24 protein-coding genes are annotated in these 23,087 nt (G+C 64.0%); 11 read left to right on the plus strand and 13 right to left on the minus strand.

Features of this window, described 5'->3' with window-relative positions:
• Nucleotides 1-176: 176 nt before the first annotated feature.
• From NKJ04_RS29895 to NKJ04_RS29940, 10 genes are all read right to left on the minus strand, one after another.
• Nucleotides 177-1,058 carry an AAA family ATPase gene (locus NKJ04_RS29895; protein ID WP_127295448.1) on the minus strand — a complete coding sequence of 294 codons (882 nt, stop codon included), beginning with the start codon at nt 1,056-1,058 and terminating at the stop codon, nt 177-179.
• A gap of 8 nt (nt 1,059-1,066) precedes the next feature.
• Nucleotides 1,067-2,071, minus strand: coding sequence for a xanthine dehydrogenase family protein molybdopterin-binding subunit (locus tag NKJ04_RS29900; RefSeq protein ID WP_127295450.1), 1,005 nt, complete (start codon nt 2,069-2,071; stop codon nt 1,067-1,069).
• A gap of 1 nt (nt 2,072) precedes the next feature.
• Nucleotides 2,073-3,440, minus strand: a complete 1,368-nt coding sequence (locus NKJ04_RS29905; protein WP_352611338.1) for a xanthine dehydrogenase family protein molybdopterin-binding subunit — start codon at nt 3,438-3,440, stop codon at nt 2,073-2,075.
• A gap of 13 nt (nt 3,441-3,453) precedes the next feature.
• Nucleotides 3,454-3,936 (minus strand): (2Fe-2S)-binding protein, encoded by a 483-nt coding sequence (locus NKJ04_RS29910; protein ID WP_023813250.1) that lies wholly within the window; start codon nt 3,934-3,936, stop codon nt 3,454-3,456.
• A gap of 60 nt (nt 3,937-3,996) precedes the next feature.
• Nucleotides 3,997-4,791 carry an FAD binding domain-containing protein gene (locus NKJ04_RS29915; protein WP_023813249.1) on the minus strand — a complete coding sequence of 265 codons (795 nt, stop codon included), beginning with the start codon at nt 4,789-4,791 and terminating at the stop codon, nt 3,997-3,999.
• A 14-nt stretch (nt 4,792-4,805) separates the two neighbouring features.
• Nucleotides 4,806-5,249: an SRPBCC family protein gene (locus NKJ04_RS29920; RefSeq protein ID WP_128303426.1), complete on the minus strand. Its 444-nt coding sequence runs from the start codon at nt 5,247-5,249 to the stop codon at nt 4,806-4,808.
• A 112-nt stretch (nt 5,250-5,361) separates the two neighbouring features.
• A complete protein-coding gene (locus tag NKJ04_RS29925) occupies nt 5,362-6,189 on the minus strand; it encodes an AraC family transcriptional regulator (RefSeq protein WP_127266791.1) in 828 nt (275 codons plus the stop codon).
• Between the two features lie 176 nt (nt 6,190-6,365).
• The gene (locus tag NKJ04_RS29930) at nt 6,366-7,133 is read right to left on the minus strand and encodes an SDR family oxidoreductase (RefSeq protein WP_023813246.1); all 768 of its coding nucleotides are present in this window, start codon (nt 7,131-7,133) and stop codon (nt 6,366-6,368) included.
• Nucleotides 7,134-7,199: 66 nt separating this feature from the next.
• Entirely contained in the window at nt 7,200-8,198 is a 999-nt protein-coding gene (locus NKJ04_RS29935) for an ABC transporter permease (protein WP_023813245.1), read from the minus strand.
• Between the two features lie 41 nt (nt 8,199-8,239).
• Nucleotides 8,240-8,980 (minus strand): ATP-binding cassette domain-containing protein, encoded by a 741-nt coding sequence (locus NKJ04_RS29940; protein WP_013530854.1) that lies wholly within the window; start codon nt 8,978-8,980, stop codon nt 8,240-8,242.
• A gap of 466 nt (nt 8,981-9,446) precedes the next feature.
• On the opposite strand from NKJ04_RS29940, the gene NKJ04_RS29945 reads away from it, so the two are divergent.
• Together NKJ04_RS29945 and NKJ04_RS29950 are read left to right on the plus strand one after the other, a co-directional pair.
• Entirely contained in the window at nt 9,447-10,436 is a 990-nt protein-coding gene (locus NKJ04_RS29945) for a sugar-binding protein (RefSeq protein ID WP_023813244.1), read from the plus strand.
• Nucleotides 10,437-10,634: 198 nt separating this feature from the next.
• Nucleotides 10,635-11,417, plus strand: coding sequence for a FadR/GntR family transcriptional regulator (locus NKJ04_RS29950; RefSeq protein WP_352679142.1), 783 nt, complete (start codon nt 10,635-10,637; stop codon nt 11,415-11,417).
• Between the two features lie 24 nt (nt 11,418-11,441).
• On the opposite strand, the gene NKJ04_RS29955 is transcribed toward NKJ04_RS29950, so the two are convergent.
• Nucleotides 11,442-12,380, minus strand: coding sequence for an NAD(P)-dependent oxidoreductase (locus tag NKJ04_RS29955; RefSeq protein ID WP_352679144.1), 939 nt, complete (start codon nt 12,378-12,380; stop codon nt 11,442-11,444).
• Between the two features lie 119 nt (nt 12,381-12,499).
• On the opposite strand from NKJ04_RS29955, the gene NKJ04_RS29960 reads away from it, so the two are divergent.
• Together NKJ04_RS29960 and NKJ04_RS29965 are read left to right on the plus strand one after the other, a co-directional pair.
• Nucleotides 12,500-13,396 (plus strand): NAD-dependent epimerase/dehydratase family protein, encoded by an 897-nt coding sequence (locus NKJ04_RS29960; RefSeq protein WP_352679147.1) that lies wholly within the window; start codon nt 12,500-12,502, stop codon nt 13,394-13,396.
• A gap of 102 nt (nt 13,397-13,498) precedes the next feature.
• On the plus strand, nt 13,499-14,275 hold the full coding sequence (locus NKJ04_RS29965; protein ID WP_023813240.1) for a FadR/GntR family transcriptional regulator: 777 nt from the start codon (nt 13,499-13,501) through the stop codon (nt 14,273-14,275).
• 17 nt (nt 14,276-14,292) lie between these two features.
• On the opposite strand, the gene NKJ04_RS29970 is transcribed toward NKJ04_RS29965, so the two are convergent.
• The gene (locus NKJ04_RS29970; protein WP_031213606.1) at nt 14,293-14,583 is read right to left on the minus strand and encodes a DUF3175 domain-containing protein; all 291 of its coding nucleotides are present in this window, start codon (nt 14,581-14,583) and stop codon (nt 14,293-14,295) included.
• A gap of 227 nt (nt 14,584-14,810) precedes the next feature.
• On the opposite strand from NKJ04_RS29970, the gene NKJ04_RS29975 reads away from it, so the two are divergent.
• The 7 genes from NKJ04_RS29975 (at nt 14,811) to NKJ04_RS30005 (ending at nt 22,756) form a co-directional block, all read left to right on the plus strand.
• Nucleotides 14,811-15,983: an MFS transporter gene (locus NKJ04_RS29975; protein ID WP_502897989.1), complete on the plus strand. Its 1,173-nt coding sequence runs from the start codon at nt 14,811-14,813 to the stop codon at nt 15,981-15,983.
• A gap of 177 nt (nt 15,984-16,160) precedes the next feature.
• Nucleotides 16,161-17,189: an HTH-type transcriptional regulator GntR gene (gene gntR, locus NKJ04_RS29980; protein WP_023813237.1), complete on the plus strand. Its 1,029-nt coding sequence runs from the start codon at nt 16,161-16,163 to the stop codon at nt 17,187-17,189.
• Nucleotides 17,190-17,490: 301 nt separating this feature from the next.
• The gene (locus tag NKJ04_RS29985) at nt 17,491-18,618 is read left to right on the plus strand and encodes a sugar ABC transporter substrate-binding protein (protein ID WP_023813236.1); all 1,128 of its coding nucleotides are present in this window, start codon (nt 17,491-17,493) and stop codon (nt 18,616-18,618) included.
• Between the two features lie 79 nt (nt 18,619-18,697).
• Nucleotides 18,698-20,245: a sugar ABC transporter ATP-binding protein gene (locus NKJ04_RS29990; RefSeq protein WP_352551685.1), complete on the plus strand. Its 1,548-nt coding sequence runs from the start codon at nt 18,698-18,700 to the stop codon at nt 20,243-20,245.
• Nucleotides 20,242-21,222: an ABC transporter permease gene (locus tag NKJ04_RS29995; protein WP_127295462.1), complete on the plus strand. Its 981-nt coding sequence runs from the start codon at nt 20,242-20,244 to the stop codon at nt 21,220-21,222. Before NKJ04_RS29990 ends, NKJ04_RS29995 begins: the two co-directional genes overlap by 4 nt.
• On the plus strand, nt 21,219-22,205 hold the full coding sequence (locus NKJ04_RS30000; protein WP_127295464.1) for an ABC transporter permease: 987 nt from the start codon (nt 21,219-21,221) through the stop codon (nt 22,203-22,205). The genes NKJ04_RS29995 and NKJ04_RS30000 overlap by 4 nt, the downstream gene beginning before the upstream one ends.
• Nucleotides 22,206-22,207: 2 nt before the next feature.
• Nucleotides 22,208-22,756: a gluconokinase gene (locus NKJ04_RS30005; RefSeq protein WP_352551687.1), complete on the plus strand. Its 549-nt coding sequence runs from the start codon at nt 22,208-22,210 to the stop codon at nt 22,754-22,756.
• A gap of 63 nt (nt 22,757-22,819) precedes the next feature.
• Here NKJ04_RS30005 and NKJ04_RS30010 read toward each other — a convergent pair whose 3' ends face one another.
• The gene (locus NKJ04_RS30010; RefSeq protein WP_352551689.1) at nt 22,820-22,981 is read right to left on the minus strand and encodes a hypothetical protein; all 162 of its coding nucleotides are present in this window, start codon (nt 22,979-22,981) and stop codon (nt 22,820-22,822) included.
• Nucleotides 22,982-23,087 lie beyond the last annotated feature (106 nt).

Raw genomic sequence — 23,087 nt, forward strand, 5'->3', positions numbered from 1 at the left:
CGGCCTCAAACCCGAGCCGCAAGGCACCCCACATTGGCCTGACCCTCCCTCCTTGCCCCTATAACTTAATAACGCAACGGGCCCCTTGAGGGGGAGATGTCCGGCAGGACAGAGGGGGGTGCTGTCCCGCCAGCGTTGCGGAATGAACGGGGAGAACGTGCCGTTGAGGTCTCGGCTCACGCCAGCGCCTCCTCGACAATCCGGCCAAGCTCGGGCTCGATGTAGGAGAGATCCTCCTCGTCCTTGATCAGCACGCCGATGGCGCGGCGGAAGGCTTCCGGCCACGGGCTGCCGCCTTTTTCCAGGATGGTCGCGGCGTTGGCCCATTCGACCGCCTCGGCAATGCCGGGCGGCTTGGCGAGCGGGCGGGCGCGAATGGTCTGCACGGCCGCCGCCACCGCGCGTGCGGTGGCTTGCGCTACATCGCCGGCGCGCAGCATGATGATGGCGGCCTCGCGCTCGGCGTCGGGATAGCCGATCCAGTGGTATACGCAGCGGCGGCGCAGTGCTTCGGCCAGTTCCCGGGTGCGGTTCGAGGTCAGGATGACGATCGGCTGTGCCGTGGCGCGGATGGTGCCGCGCTCGGGAATGCTGATCTGGAAGTCGGAGAGGAATTCCAAAAGCAGCGCTTCGAATTCGTGGTCCGAGCGGTCGATCTCGTCGACCAGCAGCACGCGCTGCTCGGGCGCCTTCAGCACCTGCAGCAGCGGCCGGGCGATCAGGAAACGGTCGTCGTAGATGTCGATCTCATGCTCGCCGGCATGGCGGATGGCGAGCAGTTGGCGCTGGTAGTTCCATTCGTAGAGCGCATGCGCGGCATCGATGCCTTCATAGCATTGCAGCCGCACCAGATCACGGCCGAGCAGCGCGGCGATCGCCTTCGCCGCCTCCGTCTTGCCTACGCCCGGCGCGCCTTCGAGCAGCAGCGGCTTGCCCAGCCGGATTGCCAGGAAGATCGCGGTCGAAAGGCTCTCGTCGGCAAGGTAGCGCGAGGCGGCCAGGTGCTGCGCCACCGCCTCCGGCGAGGTCGCGACAGTCTCGGCGCTTGTCCCTGTCATTCCAGCCCTCAATTCGCCGTTTGCGCCTTCAGCGCGCGCAGGATGCGCTCCGGCGTGATCGGCAGAGTGTCGATGCGCACGCCGACGGCGTCGAAGACGGCATTGGCGACGGCCGGGATCTGCGGGTTGGCGCACATTTCGCCCGGCCCCTTGGCGCCGTATGGTCCGTCCGCCGAAGGCCGCTCCAGAACGATGATCTCGGTCTCGGCGAGATCGCCGGGGCCGGGCATCAGATACTGGTTGAAGTCGGTGCCGCCATGGTCGCGGTTGGGATAATAGGGCTCGGTTGTCTCATAGAGCGCATGGCTGATGCCCATCCAGGAGCCGCCAACCAGCTGCTGTTCGACCATCTTTGGGTTCAGCGCGCGGCCGATCTCGAAGACGTTCTTCACCGTCAGCACGGTAACCTCGCCGGTCTCGTCGTCGACCTCGACCTCGGCCACCGTGCAGGCATGGGCATAACAGGTCGACGGCTTCATCGCGCCGGTTTCCTTCTCGGGATAGGAGCGCGGGATCAGGAACATGCCGCGGCCGGAGATCGAGCGGCCACGCTTGAAATGCGCCGACAGCGCGACATCGAAGATCGAGATCGACTTTTGCGGTGCGCCTTTGACCAGGATGTTGCCCTGTCCATCGGTCTCGAGGTCGGAGGCGTTGACCTCCAACTCCTCGGCGGCCACTTCCAGCATCACCTGGCGCGCTTCCCTTGCCGCCTGGATGACGGCGTTGCCGGCGCGGTGGGTGCCGCGCGAGGCGAATGTGCCCATGCAGTGCGGGCCGGTGTCGGTGTCGGCGGTGTCGACGACGACACGGTCGGTCGGCACGCCGATCGTCTCGGCGCAGATCTGCGCCATGATCTGCTTCATGCCCTGACCGAGATCGACGCTGGAAAGCGTCACCATGAAATTGCCGGTCGGCGTCGAATGCACCAGCGCCTGCGTCGGGTCGCCGCCGAGGTTCATGCCGGTGGGATAGTTGATCGCGGCAACGCCGCGTCCACGCCTGATCGCCATCTCAAGCTCCCTTCACGTAAGACGACATGGCCATGTATTTCTCCGCCACCGGCCAGTTGGCTGCGCGCGAGGCTTCCTGCATGCATTCGATCAGCGCCGCGCCCTCGGTCGGCTGGCGATGCGCTTTCATGTCGCCGTCGCGATAGGCGTTGATGAAGCGGAATTCGAGCGGATCCATGCCGATCAGCCGTGCCAGCTTGTCCATCTGCACCTCCAGCGCGAAATCGCCGATGGTGACGCCGAAGCCGCGCATGGCGGATGAGGGCGTGCGGTTGGTGTAGACGCAGTAGGTGTCGATCCAGACGTTCGGGATGGTGTAGGGGCCGGGATAGTGCCCCGCACCCTTCTGCGCGCCATAGGGCGAGTGGCGCGAATAGGCGCCGGCATCCGTGTAGCCGGTGACCTTGCGCGCGACGATGCGGCCATCTTTCATGACGCCGTCCTTGATGACGACCTTTTCAGCGGCGCGTGGCGACGAGATCTGCATCTCCTCCTCGCGGCTGTAGATAAAACAGACTGGTCGTCCTGTTAATTTTGCGCCGAGGATGGCGATCGGCTCGACGATGACGTCGACCTTGCCGCCAAAACCGCCGCCGACGGTGCCGCCGACGAAATGCAGTTTGCTGCCCGGCATCTGCAGGATGATCGAGGTGTTGTCGAGCGTGAAGAACATCGCCTGCGTGTTGGTGTAGCAGGTGAAGCGGTCATTGCCCTCGGGTGCCACCACGCAGCCGGTGGTCTCGGTCGGCGCGTGCTCGATCGGCGAGGACTGGTAGCTCTCCTCCAGGATGTGGTCGGCGCCGGCGAAGCCCGCCTCGACATCGCCGAAGCGCACCTTGCGGCACTCGCCGCTGTCATAGAGGTAATAATTCTGGCCGTGATATTCGTTGACCAGGGGTGCGCCGGGCTTCAGCGCCTCTTCCATGTCGAAGACGGCCGGCAGCACCTCATAGTCGACCTTGACCTTGGCTGCGGCCTCTTGCGCGGCACGCTCGGTTTCGGCCAGCACGGCCACCACGGCCTCGCCCTTCCAGCGCACCTTGCCGTCGGCAAGCACCGTCTCGTCCTCCGGCCCGACCTGGATCAGGATCAGGATGGTGTAGACATTGTGCGGCACGTCCTTGGCGGTCAGAATCTTCACCACGCCCGGATGCTTTTCCGCTTCCGAGGTGTCGATCGAGCGGATGCGGGCATGGTGATGCGGGCTGCGCACCATCTTCAGGTGCAGTATGCCAGGGAAATTGCGGTCGGCGAAAAAGGCGGTCTTGCCGGTGACATGGCCGGGTGAATCCGAGCGCGGCCGGGGCTGGCCGATCTCGTTCAGATCGTCCTTGCGGATATCAGCGAAGTAGTTCTTGCGCAGTTCCATTGCTTTGGACCCCTCAGGCCGCGTTCTGCGAATTGGCGCGGGCGGCGGTCAGCACCGCCTGGATGATCGGCTCGTAGCCGGTGCAGCGGCAGATGTTGCCCGACAGCGCCTCGACCACCTCGTCGCGGCTGGGGTTGGGCGTATGGTCGAGCAACACCTTGGCCGCCATGATCATGCCCGGGGTGCAGAAGCCGCATTGCGTGGCGAACGTGTCGAGGAAGGCGCGCTGCAGCGGGTGCAGCACGCCGCTTTCCGAAAGCCCTGAAGTCGTGCTGATGACGGCGCCATCGCAGGTCTCGGCAAGCGTCAGGCAGGAGAGCCTGAGTTCGCCGTCGATGATGACCGAACAGGCGCCGCAGGTGCCTTGATGGCAGCCGCCTTTCGGTGAGGTGTCGCCGATCTTGTCGCGCAGGGCCTGAAGCAGCGTCGTGCCGCTGTCGATGAATTCGGCCTTTTCCGAGCCGTTGAGCGTGAATTGAACCGGAACCTTTGCCATGTTTTCCTCCCAGCGCGCCTGCCCGAACCGGCGGACAGACGCGCGCCCCCGAACGAAATATTATGCGAGCAGCAACCGGCCGAGATGAACCGGCAAGACTTCGGCGCGATACCAGGCGCTGGCGATCGGGTCGGTGATGGGCGAGGTGCCATCACCGGCCGCGGCCAAGGCCGGCGCGATGCCGTCAGCGGTCAGCTTTCGGCCGATCAGCGCTTTTTCCGCCGCCCTGGCGCGCATTGGCCGATCCGCCATGCAGCCGAGCGCGATCCGCGCCGAGGTCACGGTGCCATCCGACGACAGTTCCAGAGCACCGGCTATGCTGAGCACCGAGACGCCCTTGGGCTTGACCCTCGACACTTTCAGGAAGCGGAAACTGTCGGCCTTCGGAAGCGTGAAGCTCACGGAAGTGACGACGGCACGGCTGCCGTCCCGATTGGCCAGAAAAGTCTCGATCGGCGTTTCGCCGCCATCGGTGCCGACCGTGGCATCGAGTGCCAGCAGGGCAACAGCGAAATCGCCATAGGGGGCCGGGGCAAAAAGATTGCCGCCGACGGTCGCCATGTTGCGGATGGCCGGGCCACCGACGGCGCGGGCGGCCTTGGCGAGCGTGCCGAGCTCCGGATGGCCGGCGATCGCCGCCATCGTCACCGAAGCGCCGACACGGGCTTTTCCACCGGCAACGGCGATGGTGGACAAAGACGGCTCGGTCGACCTGATAAGGCCGGAAACCGAGACATCGCCCTCATTGGCCGCGCGGACGACCAGCGTGCCGCCGCCGAGATAGCGTGTGCCCTGGGCTTTCAGTGCCGCGTTCGCGTCTTTCACCGTTGCAAAGGTCTGCAGTGCCAGCGCCATGGTTTGGCTCCCCGTCAGCTCTGGCCGGCGAAATGGCTTTTCAGGGCGTTGAAGCCGCCCTGAAAGACATTGGCGCCCATGCCGTCGGCCAGCTTGTCTGCCTCCTCGGGCGCGGCGTCGAAGCTGGCGGTCCATTCGGCGTAGGTGCGGTCGCCATCGGTCACGCGCCGCAATTGAAGCGTCGCCTTGTGATTGGTCAGCGGCTGCGGCGTCTCCAGGATGGAGTAGCTGACCAGGAAATTCTGATCGGAAAAGTCGAGCAGCTTTTCGCGCAGGCGGGCGCCGCTGGCGAGCTGGAAATTGCGCACGCAGCCAATCGTGGTGGCGTCCTGGCCGTCTTCAATGTGGCTTTCCACCATGCGCGGATGCCAGTCCGGCAGTCCGTTGAAGTCGCGTATGCGCGCCCAGACCTTTTCGACCGGTGCGTCGATGACGCTGGATATGGTGACTTTGGCCATTCAAATGTTCCCTTGCAAAAGCGATCCGATGCAAGGGTAGGGCGGCCATTTCAGCGGCGCTTATCAATGCGTCTTGAGCGCCTATCAAGGAGTCTGAAAAAGGGCGGTTGGTTCAGGCAATCGCCCGCGCGGCCTCGCGGTAGAGCGTCGGCGGCACGCCGACATGGTCGCGGAAAAAGCGTGAGAAATTGCCCTGCGTGGTGAAGCCGAGATTGCAGGCGACCGAGATCAGCGGCTCCCGCGACCATTGCAGCTGCCGCACCGCTTCCTCCATGCGCAGCGTGTTCCAGTAGACATTGGGCGTCAGATTGGTCTGTTCCTTGAACAAAGCGAAGAAATGCGGCCGCGACAGGCCGACGCTGCGCGCCACGTCGTCGAAGCAGATGCGCTCGCAGACATTGGCCTTCATCAGCTGGATTGCCTTGCGGACACGGAAATCCTGCATGGTGTTGATGCGGACACGGGCCTCCTGCGGCGCCGAGGCGTCGGCGGCGTCGAGCACGCTATCGATGAAACGCTCGATCTCGTAGTTGGCGATATCGTCGACGCTCTCATTGTCGCTGAGGTGGTCGAGCAGATTGGCGGCGGCCTGATGCAGCCACGGTTCCAGCGTGATCGCGGCTTGTGAGAACAGCGGCGCAGACGAAGGCAGGTCGCGGCGGCGCCGCGCCCAGTCGGGATCGATGTAGAAGGCGAGAAACAGACCGGGCGTCCCGTTTTGCGACAGAACATGGCTGTGCGGCTGGAAGGAGTTGATGCCGGCGGCCGTTCCAGGTCCAAGCCGGACGGTCTCGCGGCCGATGGTCATTTCGCCGGCCGTACCTTCCAGCCAGATGATCAGATGGGCCTCGACATGGGCATGAGTGACGAAGTCGCTTGCGACATTCAGGATAGAAACATGTCCGAACCGGCCCCAGTAGAGCCTGATCGCTTCCGTCATGGGTATATCCTCCCGCAGACGACTGGCCTCCCTTCGCCTGCAACAGGGATTGTGCGGCGGAGTTAGGGGCCGCGTCAAGACGCGCGGGGGCGGCGAGGGCCAATGACGGCCGATGCGGCCGGATTTTCAGACTGAGCGATAGGTTTCCTCTTCTCCCACAAGGGAAGAACGCCCCCTCAAACCGATGCCGTCATGCCGCCATCGACATACAGCGTATGGCCATTGACGAAGGAGGAGGCGTCGGAGGCGAGGAATACCGCAGCGCCGATCAACTCGTCGACATTGCCCCAGCGCCCGGCGGGCGTGCGCTTTTCCAGCCAGGCGGAAAATTCCGGATTGTCGACCAGCGCCTGGTTCATCTCGGTGCGGAAATAGCCGGGTGCGATCGCATTGATCTGCAGGCCGTATCTCGCCCAGTCGGCGCACATACCCCTTGTCAGGTTGCGGATCGCGCCTTTGGTCGCGGTGTATGGTGCGATGTTCGGCCTTGCCAGCTCGCTCTGCACCGAGCCGATGTTGATGATCTTGCCCTTGCCGCGCGGGATCATGTGGCGGGCGACCGCCTTGCCGACATGGAAGGCGCCCGACACATTGGTCTTGAACAGGCGCTCCCACTGCTCCTCGGGAAAGTCCTCGAGCGGAGCGCGGAACTGCACGCCGGCATTGTTGATGAGGATGTCGATGGCGCCGATCTCGGCCTCGATGCGGGCAATGTCCGCGTTGACCGCCTGAAAATCGGTGACGTCGAATACCGAGGCGTGCGCCTTGAAGCCGACATCGCGCAGCTTTTCGACGGCGCTGTCGATCCTGGCGGTGTCGCGACCGTTCAGCACTATGCTTGCACCGTGTCCGGCGAGGCCCCGAGCCAGCGCAAAGCCGATGCCTTGACCGGAGCCAGTCACCAGCGCCACCCGCCCCTCGAGGCTGAACAGGGAGTTGGCCATCAAACCGTCTTTTGTTTGACCATGATCTTGCCCGAAAACCGGTTTCCACTTTTCGGGATCATGGTTCTAGTCGCTGCGGCGGAAATTGCGGATGCGGTCGAACAGCACCGCCAGCAGGATGGCGCCGCCGATGAACACACCTTGCCAGAAGGCATTGATGCCGAGCAGACCGAGACTGTTGCGGATCACCTCGATTAGGGCCGCACCGACGATGGCGCCAAAGGCGGTGCCGACGCCGCCAGCCAGATTGGCGCCGCCGATGACGGTTGCGGCGATTACCTGCAGCTCCATGCCGGTGCCGAGATTGGTGGTGACGGCACCCAGCCAGCCGGTCTGGATGATGCCGGCAATGCCGGCCGACAGCGCCGAGATCATGTAGACGGCAACCTTGATCTGGCGCACCGGAACGCCGGTCAGCGTTGCCGCGTGCTCGTTGCCGCCAATGGCAAAGATGTGGCGGCCGAACTTCGTCCAGCGCAGGATGAAGCCGGTGATCAGCGCCAGAAGGATCATGTAAAGCACCGGATTGGCGATGCCGAACACCCAGGCGCCGCCGCCCAATGACAGAAGCTTGGCGTGGTCCGGCCCGAACTGGAAGACGACCGTGTTGTTGGAGGCGACCATGGCCAGGCTTCGGGCGATCGACAGCATGCCGAGCGTCACCACAAAGGGTGGAAAGCCGAGATAGGCGATCAGCACGCCGTTGAAGGCGCCAATGGCGAGCGCGGTGGCGATCGAGGCCAGGATGCCGACCTCGATCGAGTAGCCGGCATGCATCGTGACAGCCAAAATCATCGACGACAGGCACAGCACCGAGCCGACCGAGAGGTCGATGCCGCCGGTGATGATGACGAAGGTCATGCCGAGCGCGATAATGGCGACGAAGGTGATGTTGCGGGTGATGTTGTAGAGGTTCTTCGACGTGGCAAACGCGTCGGTGGCAAACGACAGGAACACGCAGGCGAGGATAACGGCGATCACCACCCAGAAGGTCTGGCTGGCAAACACTCTTGCCGGCAGGGATTGCTGCTTGTGTTCGATCGGCTGGTCAATTGTCAGTGCCATCGTCGACCTTCATCTGCTGTGCGTGGTGAAATTCGCTGAAATCAAACCTGTTCGATGGCGCCGGTGATCAGCCCGGTGACTTCCTCGGGCGAGCTCGACGCAATCGTCTTGTCGGCGACCTTGCGGCCGCGCCGCATGACTATGACGCGGTCGGCGACGGTGAAGACGTCAGGCATTCGGTGGCTGATCAGCACGACGGCAATGCCTTGATCGCGCAAATGGCGGATCAGGTTCAGCACTTCGGCGACCTGGCGCACCGAGATGGCGGCCGTCGGTTCGTCCATCAGCACGATCTTGGCCTGCGACAGCATGGTGCGGGCGATCGCCACCGCTTGGCGCTGGCCGCCCGACATCTGCTTGACGAGGTCGCGCGGACGGGTTTCGGACTTCAATTCGGCGAAGAGCTGGCCGGCCCGCTTGTACATCGAGGCATAGTCGAGGATGCGAAACGGTCCGACGCCGCGCCGCAGCTCGCGGCCGAGATAGACATTGGCGGCGGCGGTCAGATTGTTGCAGAGCGCAAGGTCCTGGTGGACGATCTCGATGCCGTGCTGGCGGGCTTCCGCCGGCTTGTGCAGGATCAATTCCTTGCCGTCCATGTGCATGGTGCCATGGCTCGGGCGGAAATTGCCGGCGATCATCTTGACCAGCGTCGACTTGCCGGCGCCGTTGTCGCCCATCAGGCCGACCACCTGTCCGGGCTCGATCGACAGCGACACGTCGTTGACGGCCTGGATGGCGCCGAAATGCCTTGAGATGTTGGTGAGTTCGAGAACCGCCACCAGCCTTTGCCTCCCCGTGATTTGCGACCTGCCGCTGTTCCCGGCGTGGATGCCGACGCTGCTTTGGCCTCGCTCTCCCCGGCTCCTCCCGAAGACGGCGTTAGCGTTCTTTTACGCAAAAGCCGGCGCACGTCAATCAATTGTCGGACGAATTGGGCCAGGACTATTTTAAAAATCCGTTTTGTAGGACAAATAGCATTGACGTTGGCGCCAAGCCGATATTAGCTAAGCGTCGGAGGAGATTATGCCGATCCCCGCTGGCGGTTCGCCGGCCGGAATCGGCGGAGGTTTGACGGTCCAGGATCCAGCGGCACCTGTGTGTGAGTTGATCTGAAGCCGAATCTGGAAATGCTTATCGATCTGTCCTGGCGACACGAGCGCTCGCGAAACGACCCTCGGTCATCACGAATCCGGTCGATCTGTATGGCGGGCACGCCGTGTCCGTTTGTTTCAAGGGAGGACTGACATGAGGAAAACACTTTTGCTCGCCGCCGTCGCCGCAATGGCGTTGGGTGCCGGGCCGGCTTTGGCCAAGAAACAGCTCGTCATTGTCGTGAAAGGTCTCGACAATCCGTTCTTCGAGGCCATCCACCAGGGCTGCGAGAAATGGAACAAGGAAAACGCCAGCTCGGAGTATGAATGCTTCTACACCGGTCCGGCGTCGACTTCGGACGAGGCCGGCGAGGCGCAGATCGTCCAGGACATGCTGAGCAAGGCCGACACGGTCGCGATGGCGATCTCGCCGTCCAACGCGCCGCTGATCGCGCAGACGATCAAGAGCGCCAATCCGACGATCCCGATCATGACGGTCGATGCCGATCTCAGCAAGGAAGACGCAGGTCTTCGCAAGACCTATCTCGGTACCGACAATTACCTGATGGGCAAGAAGATCGGCGAGTACATCAAGAAGGGCAAGCCGAATGGTGGCACGATCTGCACCATCGAAGGCAACCCGGCAGCCGACAACATCCTGCGCCGTGCGCAAGGCATGCGTGACGCACTGTCGGGCAAGGAAGGCCTTGCCGCACTTGCGGGTGAAGGTGGTTGGACCGAAGTTCCCGGCTGCCCGGTGTTCACCAATGACGATGGCGCCAAGGGCGTGCAGGCGATGACCGACATCCTCGCCGCCAACCCCAAGCTGGACGCCTTCGGCATCATGGGCGGCTGGCCGCTGTTCGGCGCGCCGCAGCCCTACCGCGATCTGTTCGGGCCGCTCAAGGACCGGATCGCCAGCAACGACTTCGTCATCGGCGCCGCCGACACGATCGGCGACGAAGTGGCGATCGCTCGTGACGGCCTTGTAACGGCTCTGGTCGGCCAGCGGCCGTTCGAAATGGGCTACAAGGCACCGTCGGTGATGATCGACCTGATCGAAGGCAAGGCGGTCGCCGATCCGGTGTTCACCGGCCTCGACGAGTGCACCAAGGATACGGTCGACACCTGCATCCAGAAGTAGGTTCTCGATTTCGGGGCGCCCGGTTGCGGGCGCCCCGTCAATCCTGAACGGAAGCGGTAATTCCCGAACGGACGCAATGGTTGGGGCAATCGGCTCCGGCTTTGCCGCGCCCGTGATCTGGATTTTTCGGCAACGAGATCGGCGCCCGTACGGTTCGGACCAGTCCGGACGACAGACGGTCGACGCATTGGAACGTGGATGCCGGACGAGAAGTCAAGCAAGCGAACCGACCGAACCAAGGCACAAGCGAGCCACGGTCCGGCTGTCATGCGGAAGGCTGGTGCCGCGCATTTTGCGGGGGCGAGCGTCCATGTCTCGTTGGCCGGCGAGATTGGCCTGCGGATCGTGCGTGGCGACTATCCGCCCGGCACCATCCTGCCCAACGAGTCCAGATGGGCCGAGATCTTCAATGTCAGCCGTTCGGCGGTGCGCGAAGCCATCAAGATGCTGATGGCGAAAAGCCTGTTGGCCTCACGCCCCAAGATCGGCAGCTGGGTCGAGCCGAAGGAGCGCTGGAACCTGCTCGACCGCGACGTTCTGGCCTGGTACGCGACCGCGCCCGACCGCGAGGCGTTCCTGCGAACCGTGCAGGAGTTTCGTCATATCATCGAGCCAGAAGCGTCGGCCTTTGCCGCCATGCGGCGCAGCGACGAGCAAATGGCGGAAATCAGCCAGGCCTGCCGCGAGATGGGCGAGGCCTTGAGCCTGCAGGAGCGTATCCGCGCCGATACGCGCTTTCATCTGGCCATCCTGCGCGCTTCCGGCAACGACCTTCTGGTGCCGCTCGGCGTGCTGATCGAGTCGGCGCTCGACCATCTCTTCGCATTCACGACACAGCAGGTCGCCGATCAGCGCCAGGCGCAGAAGCTGCATGAGGCGATCGAAAAGAACATCCGCCTGCAGCGCCCCGCCGCCGCGCGCAACGCCGTGCACAAGCTGCTTGCAGATACCGACGATGGGATAGGGCGGTGGCGGCGGTGATCGGCGCCAGCGTTGGGCAATCGGTTAAATGGTCTGTTTCTTGCCATCCTTCATCGGCATCAGGTCGACACCGTTCACCCCAGCGATATGCGTCGCCAGCATCGGTACGAATTGCTCGGCCGGGCCGGTTGCATGGGCACCGGCGAAGGAGTTCTTGGTAGCGTTGCCGAGCGGGTTGGCAATGCCGGCCGCACCCGCCATCGATTCCAGATAGGTCAGGTCCTTGAAGGCATTGGCGATGGTGAATTTGTGCGCGTCTCGGTCACCTTCCAGCGTCCAGCGCATGAAGGTCTGGTAGAAGCCGCAATCCATGCGGCCATTGCGAATGACGCTGTCGAAGCGCGGCGGCGAGATGCCGACCTTCTCAGCCAGTGCCAGTGCCTCGGAATAGATCGCTGCGTAGCCGAGCGAGATGAAATTGTTGAGCAGCTTCATGCGATGGCCGTCGCCGGTGTCGCCGATATGGACGATGCGGCCGGCCCAGGTTTCGATCACCGGCTTCACCCTGGCAAAGAGGGCGTCCGGCGCGCCGACCATGGCGTCGAGCGTGCCTTCCCAGGCTTCCTTCGGCGTGCGGCTGAGCGGTGCGTCGACAAAATCGATGCCGAGCGCCTTGAGCTCAGCGGCAAGCGCAATGGTCGAGACCGGATCGGAGGTCGAGCAGTCGACGACGACCGAACCTTTCTTCAAACCCTCCTTGAGGCCGCCCGGGCCGCGAATGATGGCTTCGACCTCGCGCGAACCGGTGACGCAGATGAAGACGATATCAGACGCCGCCGCCACATCGCGCGAGGTCGATGCTTCCGTGGCGCCGCGGCCAAGCAGGTCTTCCGCCGGCTTGCGGTTCTTGCGGCCGAGGAAGGTCAGGCTGTAGCCCTTGTCGACGATGTTCTTGGCGATCCCGTGGCCCATCAGGCCAAGGCCGATGAAGCCGATCTTTTCGCGCGCGGCAGTCGTGTTCATGTCTTCAAGTCCTGTTGCAATGATTGATGTCAGGCGCTGCCGTTTTGCAGGCGTGGGTGGTTGCGGATGGCGATATTGTCTGACAATACACATAAATTCCTGAGGATGTGGAGAGCAAAATGACGAAGCGGATCATGTTCACCGGCGGCAGCGGCAAGGCCGGACGCCATGTCGTCCAGTATCTGGTGGAGCAAGGCTGCCAGGTGCTCAACATCGACACCAAGCCGCTCGACAATCCCAAGGTGCGCACGCTGATCACCGACATCACCGACAGCGGGCAGGTGTTCAACGCACTGTCGAGCTATATGGGCCTGCATGAATTCGACCCCTCGCTGCGCCCGCAGCCGGTCGATGCGGTGGTGCATTTCGCCGCCATCCCGCGCATCATGATCACCACCGACAACGAGGTGTTCCGCATCAATGCGCTCGGCACCTACAATGTCATCGAGGCGGCGGTGAAGCTCGGCATCCCCAAGGTTATCATCGCCTCCAGCGAGACGACCTATGGGCTCGTGTTCGCCAACGAGCCACGCGATCCCAAATATTTCCCGCTCGACGAGGAGTATGACGTCGACCCGATGGACAGCTATGCTTTGTCCAAGGTCGTCAACGAGAAGACGGCGCGGGCCTTCACCCAGCGCAACGGCACCGACATTTATGCCCTGCGCATCGGCAACGTCATCGAGCCGCACGAATATTCGCTGTTTCCGAAATGGTTCGCAGATCCGGGTTTCCGCAAGCGCATCGCCTGGAGCTATGTCGACGCGCGCGACCTTGGCCAGATCACGTTGCGCGCCATAGAGAAGGACGGGCTCGGCTATCAGGTGTTCAACGCGGCCAATGACGACACCTCGTCCGACCTACCGACCGCCGAACTCTTGAAGCGGTTCTACCCCGGCGTGCCGGTCAAGGCCGAACTCGGTGAATACGAGACGCTGCTGTCGAACCGCAAGGCGCGCGACGTGCTCGGTTTCCGCCCGGAGCATAGCTGGCGCAGATACGTCAAGCAGGACTGATCCGCGAAGCAAGCGAGGCTGATCTGTGCACAGCGGGCGGCTTTGCGGTGCAAGCCGCTTGCCGCGCTTGACAGCCTGCTTAATACGGACTTTCTGGAACCCATGCGGGACGCGAAGCCGAACAAGGAAAAATCGTTGGGGAAAGCGGCCTCCGGGGACCGTCCGGGCGGCGTTCGCCGGGCGGACGCCGCGCGGATTCCAGGCTCCAGCGTCCACGCCTCGCTGGCCAGCGAAATTGGCCTCAGGATCGTGCGCGGCGACTATCCGCCCGGTACCATCCTGCCCAATGAAGCGAAATGGTCGGAGACCTTCAGCGTCAGCCGCTCGGCGGTGCGCGAAGCGATCAAGATGCTGATGGCCAAGAGCCTGCTCGCCTCACGTCCCAAGATCGGCAGTTGGGTCGAGCCGAAGGAGCGCTGGAACCTGCTCGATCGCGATGTGCTGGCCTGGTACGCGACGTCGCCGGATCGCGAGGTGTTCCTCAAGACGGTGCAGGAATTCCGCCACATCATCGAGCCAGAAGCGACCGCGTTTGCCGCCATGCGAAGAACCGACGAGCAGATGGCCGAGATCAGCCTGGCCTGCCGTGAGATGGGAGAGGCGACGAGCCTGCAGGAGCGGACCCGCGCCGACACGCGCTTCCATCTTGCCATCCTGCGGGCTTCGGGCAACGACCTGCTGGTACCGCTCGGCGTACTCATCGAATCCGCCTTCGATCATCTCTTTGCCTATACGACGCGGGAGATCGACGATCTCAACCACGCGCAGAAGCTGCACGAGGCGATCGAGAAGAACATCCGCCTGCAGCGGCCGGACGCGGCGCGCAATGCCGTGCGCAAACTGCTCGCCAACACAGACGGCGTCATCCGCGCCCGGTAGGGCTGGACCGGCCGCCGCTAATCATCCTTGTCCCGTCCGAAGGCGCTGCGCAGTTCGTCCTTGGCGTCCTCAAGCACTTTTTTGCGCGCGGCAGGCAAGTTCTTGCCGGCGCGGTTGATGTAGAAGTTCAGCATCGACATGGCCGACTGGAACGGCTCGGCCTTGCGCCGGTGGCTGTGTTCGGCGGATCGCTTGAGCGAGGCGGCGATCTTCCTGGCGTCGTCGGATTCGAAGACGTGATCCTCAAGATCCATCGCGTCGCTGTGCTCGGTCACCTCGGCCGACCATTTTTTCCTGGTGGCGGTCATCGCAGGACTCCTCTGCAGGGTGGGCTGCCAGGAAACTCCGCACATCGGCATCGGTTCCGCCCTGGCTCTGGAGCCACGGATTTGCCCGCTGTGGCGCTGCTGCGGCCTGAGAATGCGCCGATAGTGGCGCAAACGGCAGCCGATCTCCGAGACCGCCGACAGGAAACGCCTTGACCCGAACCGACAGCCTCCAGGCCGGCCCCGGCATCGACAGCTCCTATGCCTGGATGCGGCTTGCCATCTCGATGCTGCTGGCGACGATCGGCGCCGTCGGCATGTGGGCTGTCGTCGTCGTGCTGCCCGCGGTGCAGGCCGAGTTCGGCGTCGACCGCGCCGCGGCGTCCATGCCTTACACCGCGACCATGGTCGGTTTCGCCGCCGGCAACGTGCTGGTCGGTCGCGCCATCGACCGGATGGGTTACTGGATCCCGGCGCTGCTCTCTTCGATCGCGCTTTCCGCCGGCCTGCTTCTCGCGGCGCTGTCGACCTCGATCCTGCAATTCACGCTTGCCCAAGGAGTGCTGATCGGTATCGGCACGTCGGTGATCTTCGGGCCGCTGATCGCCGATATCTCGCACTGGTTCAACCGCCGTCGCGGTGTCGCGGTCACGGCGGCGGCCGCCGGAAACTACCTCGCCGGAGCGATCTGGCCGACCATCATGCCGACACTGATAAAGGCGGAAGGCTGGCGCTTCACTTATGCGGCAATCGGCATCTTCTGCCTGGTGACAATGGTGCCGCTGGTGCTGATGCTGCGGCGCGGTGCCCCAGTTGCGGCTGCCGCCGGTTCGCCCGGAAGCCGGCGGGTGCAGTCGATGCCGCTGTCGCCGGCGGCGTTGCAGGTGCTGCTGGTCGTCGCCGGCCTCGGCTGCTGCGTGGCGATGTCGATGCCGCAAGTGCATATCGTCGCCTATTGCATGGATCTCGGCTACGGCGTGGCGCATGGCGCCGACATGCTGTCGATCATGATGGCAGGCGGCGTCGTCAGTCGGCTGGCATCGGGCTTTCTCGCCGACCGTATCGGCGCGGTGTGGACACTGATGATCGGCTCGGTGCTGCAATGCCTGTCGCTGCTGTTCTACATCCCGTTCGACGGGCTTGCCTCGCTCTATGTGGTGTCGCTGGTGTTCGGCCTGTCGCAAGGCGGTATCGTGCCTTGCTACGCGATCATCGTGCGCGACTACATGCCGGCCAAAGAGGCTGGCCAGCGTATCGGCATCGTCTTGATGGCGACGATCTTCGGCATGGCGATCGGCGGCTGGATGTCGGGCTGGATCTACGATTTGACCGGCTCCTATGCGGCTGCGTTCCTCAACGGCATCGCCTGGAATTTGCTGAACATACTGGCGATCGGGCTGCTGTTGTGGAAGGCACGGCGCAGCACAGCCGTGATGGCCTGAGCTCACCCTGCCCAATGGTCCGGGAGCTGCGCGGCTTGACAACCACCCAAGGCTGCGCGACGCCGGAGGGCGGATGGGTGCGGCAACAGGCCGATTTGGCATGACGACGGTGGCAAAGACCCTGAATATGGTTCTAAAGGCGCTTGGCTGCACAAGCCCGTCGCCAGGAGTGCGCCCTTGACCAAGCCGCGCTCGCGCCGGGGCGGCGGCCGCCCTACCATCGCGGATGTCGCGCGCAAGGCCGGCGTTGGTGCGATCACCGTGTCGCGCGCCCTGCGCGAGCCGGAGCGTGTGTCCGAAGAGCTGCGCCGCCAGATCCAGGCCGCCGTCGACGAACTGGGCTATGTGCCGGACCCGAATGCCCGGGCCCTGGCCTCGGCGCGCGCGGAGGTGTTCGGCGTGCTGGTGCCGTCGCTTACCAACAACGTCTTCGCCGAGGTGGTGCGCGGCATCTATGACAGCCTGTCGGCCAGCCCCTTCCGCATCCAGCTTGGCAACACCCACTATTCCGGCCTCGAGGAAGAGCGGCTGCTGCAGGTGTTCGGTTCGCAACGGCCGGCAGCGTTGATCGTCGCCGGCATCGATCAGACACCGGCTTCGCGAAAGCTGCTGGAAAGTGCCGGCTGCCCTGTGGTGCAGGTCATGGAAACGGGTCCCGATCCGGTCGACATGATGGTCGGCTTCTCGCATCTGGATGGCGGCAGGGCGGCGAGCGAGCATCTGATCGAGGCGGGCTATCGCCGCATCGGCTTCATCGGCGCGCGCATGGATCCGCGTTCGCAGCGGCGCCTTGCCGGCTATCGCGCGGCGATGGAGGCCGCGGGCCTGTTCGACCCGCGCCTCGTCACCACTACGCCGGTGCTGTCCAGCGTCTCGCTCGGCCGCGAGATGTTCCGCGATGCGCTGGCCAAGGTGCCGACACTCGACGGTGTCTTCTGCAACAATGACGATATCGCGCTCGGCGTCTTGTTCGAATGCCATCGCGCCTCGATCGCGGTACCGAAGACGATCGGCATCGTCGGGTTCAACGATCTCGACATGATGCAGGTGGCGTTTCCTTCGGTCACCAGCATCCGCACCCATCGTTATGAGATCGGCCGGCGTGCCGTTGCCATGGCGCTTGCGGCGATCGCCGGCAACAGACCGGAGCAACGGATCGTCGACCTCGGTTTCGAGCTCAAGCGCCGCGAGAGCACGGCGCGTTGAAACGCACAGGAGCGACTGTGCAAATGCCGGTTTACACGCCAATTTGGTAGCGCTACCATTTCCCGCAGGCAGGTGCATAAACGACAGGGCGTACCTGTTTATTATACATAAGCGACAACTAATACTTGTTTATTATGGATAATATGATAGTTTTCGTACCGCTGGGGGCGACAAGGGAGGAACCGGGTCGGCCACCACGGGCGGCCAAGGACGCGCATGGCGAGGCGGGAGGTGCCGGTCCATCGCGCGAAAATTCGCGTTGCGAAACGAACAATCTGAACTGCAATCGGGAGGATTATCGATGATCAAGTCACTTGTTGGTGGCGTCGTTGCCGCCACTGCATTCGTCATGCTCAATTCGGCCGCCATGGCCGCCGGACCCGAAATCGTGTCGGGTCCCGCCGCTCAGGCGGACTGTTTCGCGCCGTGGAGCGCGGAGACCAAATTCTTCAAATATCCCAAGAAGGAAGGGCCGTTCCGCATCGCCTTTGCCAATGGCTATATCGCCAATACCTGGCGCATCCAGATGGTGCAGACGGCCAAGGCCTACGCCGCACAACCTGAAGTCAAAGCCAAGATCAAGGAATTCAAGGTCGTCTCGACGGGCGAGGACGTGCCGGCACAGATCTCGGCGATCAACAATTTCATCGATTCCGGCTATGACGCCATCGTCACCGACGCCCAGAACCCGACGGCCTTCGGTCCGGTCATCAAGCGCGCCAAGGAAGCCGGCATCGTGCTGGTCGCCTTCGACAACATCCTCGACACCAAGGACGCCATCAACGTCAATGTCGATCAGAAGGGCCTTGGCGAATTGTGGGCCAAGTGGCTGGTCGCCAAGATTCCGAACGGCGGCAAGATCCTGGAAGTGCGCGGCGTCGCCGGCACCTCGGTCGACACCGATCGTCACAACGGCATCCACGAGGTCTTCGACGCGTCCGGCAAGAAGTGGGACGTGACCGAAGTCGCCGGCAAATGGGATGACGGCGTGGCACAGAAAGTGACCGCGGATGCGATCGCCACCAACGGTCCGTTCGACGGCATCACCGGGCAGGGCGGCGACACCGGCATCGTGCAGGCGATGATCGACGCCAAGCATCCGTTCGTGCCGTTTGGCGGCGAGACCGAGAACGGCTTCCGCAAGTTCTGCGCCGCGCATTCGGCCGACGGGCTGAAGTGCTCGTCCGCAGGCTCGGGTCCGGCTCAGGTCGCCGTCGCCATCAAGACCGCGATCGCCGCACTCGAAGGCGAGGTTGTGCCACAAGAGGTGAAGCTGCCGCTGGCGATCGCCGAAGACCCGAACTTGAAGGAAGGCACGGATTATTTCCCCAAGGAATCCGATAATTTCTTCGTCGGCAATTCCTTCCCGACCTGCGGCATCAATTTCAGCGCCCAGGAAATCATGGGTCAGACCAAGGAAAACCAGTAAATCATCGCTGGCTGTCACCTGGCGCCGCGGCTTGAGCCGCGGCGCTTGTCTCAATCCCACAATCGCCCTGGGAGGGCCGATGGACGGTGCGGCTCCGCTCTTTCGTATGGAAGGCATATCCAAGCGCTATGGCGGCGTACGTGCGCTGGAGAAGGCCGAGCTTGTCGTCGAAGCCGGCAGCATCCACGCCATTCTCGGTGAAAACGGCGCCGGCAAATCGACGCTGATCAAGGTCATGGCAGGTGTCGTGGCGCCCGATGAGGGCCGCATGACGCTGGACGGGCGCGAGGCGATCTTCGCTTCTCCGGGGGCCGCCAACAAGGCCGGCATCGTCTGCATCTTCCAGGAACTGTCGCTGGTCCCTGAGCTCAGCGTGGCCGACAACATCGTCATTTCCGATCCGCCCAAACGCTTCGGCATGATCGACCGCAAGGCGCAGCGCCGCATCGCGGAAGACGCGCTGGCGCGTGCGGGCGCCGCCGACATCCACCCGCTGGCTCTGGTCAAAGACCTGCCATTGTCGCGCCGACAGATGGTCGAGATCGCCAAGGCATTGGCACGCAAGCCGCGCATCCTCATCCTCGACGAAGCCACCTCCGCGCTGACCGCCGCGGATGTCTCGAAGATCTTCGCGGTGCTGAAGCGGCTGCGCTCGGAAGGGCTGGCGCTGCTTTACATCTCGCACCGCATGAACGAGATCGCCGAGCTGGCGGATCAGTGCACGGTGTTCCGCAACGGCCGCAATGTCGCCAGCTATGCAGCCGGCTCGAAGAGCGACAATGAGGTGGTCGAACTGATGATCGGCCGCGAATACAGCCATATCTTTCCGCCCAAGCCGGCGGCCGTGCCTGCCACCGCGGCCCCCAGGCTCGAGGCCCGCAAGCTCTCATGGGCCGACCGGCTGCACGATATCTCGCTGACCGTCAGGGCAGGTGAGGTGGTCGGCCTTGGCGGCCTCGACGGCCAGGGCCAGCGCGAATTGCTGCTCGCCTTCTTCGGCGTGCTGCGGGGCCTCAGCGGCCAGATCCTGATCGACGGCAAGCCTGTCTCGATCACCAGTCCATCCGTTGCGCGCGACGACGGCATCGGCATGGCGCTCATTCCCGAGGACCGCAAGACCGAAGGGCTGATGCTGCCGATGACGGTGCGCGAGAACCTGTCGTTCGCGGCGCTCGACCGGCTGTCGAAAGCCGGCATTATCGATCGCGCCGCCGAGCAGCGGCTGATCGACGACATGGTCGGCCTCTTGGCGATCAAGACGGCGGGCCTCGACATTCCGGTCGGCGCGCTTTCGGGCGGCAACCAGCAGAAAGTGGTCATCGCCAAATGGCTGATGCGCCAGCCGCGCATCATCCTGCTCAACGATCCGACGCGTGGCATCGACGTCGGCACCAAGCAGGAGTTGTACCAGCTGATGCGCAAATTGGCCGACGCGGGTGCGGCGATCCTGTTCTACTCGACCGATTATGACGAACTGATCGGCTGCTGCGATCGCGTGCTGGTGCTCTATGACGGGGCGGTCAAGCGCGAGTTGGTCGGTGCCGAGATCACCGAGCGGGCGCTGATATCAAGCGCGCTCAACATCCATGGCGAGGAGAGCCCAGTGGGCCTGGGAGCAAGCGCGTGAAAGATTGGCGCTACTGGCTGGCCGAGCAGCGCGGAACGCTGCTGGCGTTCGGCATCTTCATCGTCATGTTCGTCATCTACACCTCGAACCATCCGGCGGGCTTCACCGCCAATGTCGTGCAGACGGCGTCGAACAAGGGTGTGCTGCTCGCCTTCGTCGCCATGGCGCAGACGCTGGTGGTGATCACCGCGGGCATCGACTTGTCCGTCGGTATGATCTTCCTGCTCACCAACTGCCTCGCCTCCTGGCTGGTGGTCGGCACGCCGATGCAGACGACGCTCGGTGTCATCGCCGTGCTGGCGGTAGGGCTGCTGTGCGGCGCGATCAACGGCGCCATCGTCATCTATGGCCGGCTGCAGCCGATTGTCGCCACCATTGCCACGGGGGCCGTCTATTACGGCATCGGCCTTTTGCTGCGGCCATTCCCGGGCGGCTCGGTCAATGAGGATCTGGCCGATGCGCTGACCGGCCGTGTGTTTGGCGTGGTGCCGGCGAGCCTGGTCGTCCTGCTGGCCGTCGTGCTGGTGATCTGGGTGCCGTTCAGCCGCTCGGTGCTCGGCCGCGCCGCCTACGCGGCGGGCTCATCGGAGACGGCGGCTTACATGTCGGGTGTGCCGATCCGGCGCGGCAAGTTCGCCGCCTACACGCTGGCCGGCCTGCTGGCGGCGATCGGCGGACTGTTCCTGACCTTCTTCACCTATACGGGTGAAGCGGCCTATGCCAGCGGCAACTCCTACACGCTGTTTTCGATCGCCGCCGTGGTGCTCGGCGGCGTTTCGCTGTTCGGCGGCAAGGGCAGCGCCATCGGCGCCATCTTCGGCGCACTGGCCTTCCGTACCATCGGCGACCTGTTGTTCGTCTTCGATTTCGATCCGCTCTGGCAGCCGCTGTTCCAGGGCGTTATCCTGCTGGTCGCCGTCAGCCTCGGCGCCTTCGCCCTGTTTCGGGTCCGCAACCGGCTGGAGTGGTTCCTGTGAGCGAAACGACGCTTGGCGGCATTGCCGGCCGCATGCCCAGATTCATCCGCCGCGCCGATCCGGCGGTGCTGACGGCCTTTGCCTGCATCGTTCTCTTGCTGTTCCTGGGCAGCCTCTATTCCAGAAGCTTCCTGTCGCCTGAATATCTTCTGCAGCAGCTCAAGGTGGCTTCATTCCTCGGCGTCATCGCCACCGGGATGATGCTGGTCATCCTGCTCGGTCAGATCGACCTGTCGGTGCCGTGGGCGGTGGCGGCCGGCGCCATGATGGCCTGCGCTGCGGCGGCGTACGGCCCGGTCGGCGTGGCGCTGGCCATTCCGTTCGGTATTTTCTGCGGCATGCTGATCGGCGTCGTCAACGGCATCGGCGTCGCCTATCTGCGCATCCCCTCGATGATCATCACATTGGCCACCAACGCTGTCGCGCAAGGGCTGATGGTGGTCTACACAGGCGGCTTCTCGCCGCAGGATTCGGCGACGGGCGCGATGCGCTACCTGGCGACCGGCTTCGCCATTCCGGGCGTGCCCAACGCGGTCATCATCTGGGCGCTGATCGGAGCCGCGATGGTGTTCGTGCTGACCCGTACCAGCTTCGGCCGCACCGTCTACGGCATCGGCAACCGCGAGCGCGCGGCCTATCTCTCCGGCATCGACACACGGCGTGTGGTGATGATCGCCTTCGCCGTCTCCGGCGGGCTCTCGGCTTTCGGCGGCGTGCTTCTGGCGGGCTATGCCTCCAAGGCGGCGCAGTCGATGGGCGACGCTTATCTGCTGCCGTCGATCGCCGCGGTGGTGCTTGGCGGCACCTCGATCCTGGGCGGACGCGGCTCTTATCTCGGCACTGTCGCCGGTGTCATCCTCATCACGCTGCTGCAGTCCATCCTCTCCGTCATGCAGATGCCGGAGGCGGGGCGGCAGATCATCTACGGCGTCGTCATCGTCGCCATGCTGCTGCTCTACGGCCGCGCGCCGGCAAGCCGCTGACAGTGGACGAAAAGGCAGCACAGGCGCCAGCGGGCGCTCCCGGCTCGGTGTCTCCGGCCATCGTGGTGATGGGCGTCGCCGGCTGCGGCAAGTCGGCCGTCGGTATTGCGCTGGCGGCCGCGCTGGGCGTTACCTTCATCGAGGGCGACAGGCTGCACCCGCCGGAAAACGTCGCACGCATGGCAAGCGGCGAACCGCTTACCGATCAACTGCGCGAAGGCTGGCTCAACGCGATCGGCGAGCGCATCGCGGAGTCGGTGGGCGGCGGACAGGGCGTGGTTGCCGCCTGCTCGGCACTGAAGCGCAGCTACCGCGAACGGTTGAGCGGCTTCTGCCCGGAAATCGTCTTCCTCTATCTGGAGATCGACCCTGCCACGGCCAGGCAGCGTGTCGGTAACCGCAAGGGCCATTTCATGCCGGCAAGCCTGGTCGACAGCCAGTTCGCCATCCTCGAGCCGCCGGCAGTGGAGGAGCGGGCCTTGTCGCTCGATGCGACGCGCCCGGTCGGTGAGCTCGTCGCTGCCGCGGTCCGCCTGATACCCCGGTCATGAACTTTCATCGTCAGTGCCGATGCCGGTGCTGTCCTGGGCCTCGGTCAGCCGCTGCCGGCGGGATCACGTCAGCATCTGCTCGGGGTAGAGCCTCAGCGCCTCCAGCAGGCGGTCATGCTTGAGCAGGATGTAGTGCGCCTGCACGGCCATGTTCTTGGCGCCATCCCTGGCGGTGTCCGTTGCCGGGGTGACAGACGCCCCCGGCGCCAGCGCGGGGCTGAGCACGGCCCGGTACTCATGTCCGTGCTTGAGCCGGCGCCCGCGACGCCGGACCGCCGATCGGCAGACACAACTTCAGAAATGTTGATTTCGAGGGTCGGACGAAGATATT

The sequence above is a fragment of the Mesorhizobium sp. M0618 genome, from assembly GCF_040320765.1.
Lineage (GTDB): Bacteria > Pseudomonadota > Alphaproteobacteria > Rhizobiales > Rhizobiaceae > Mesorhizobium.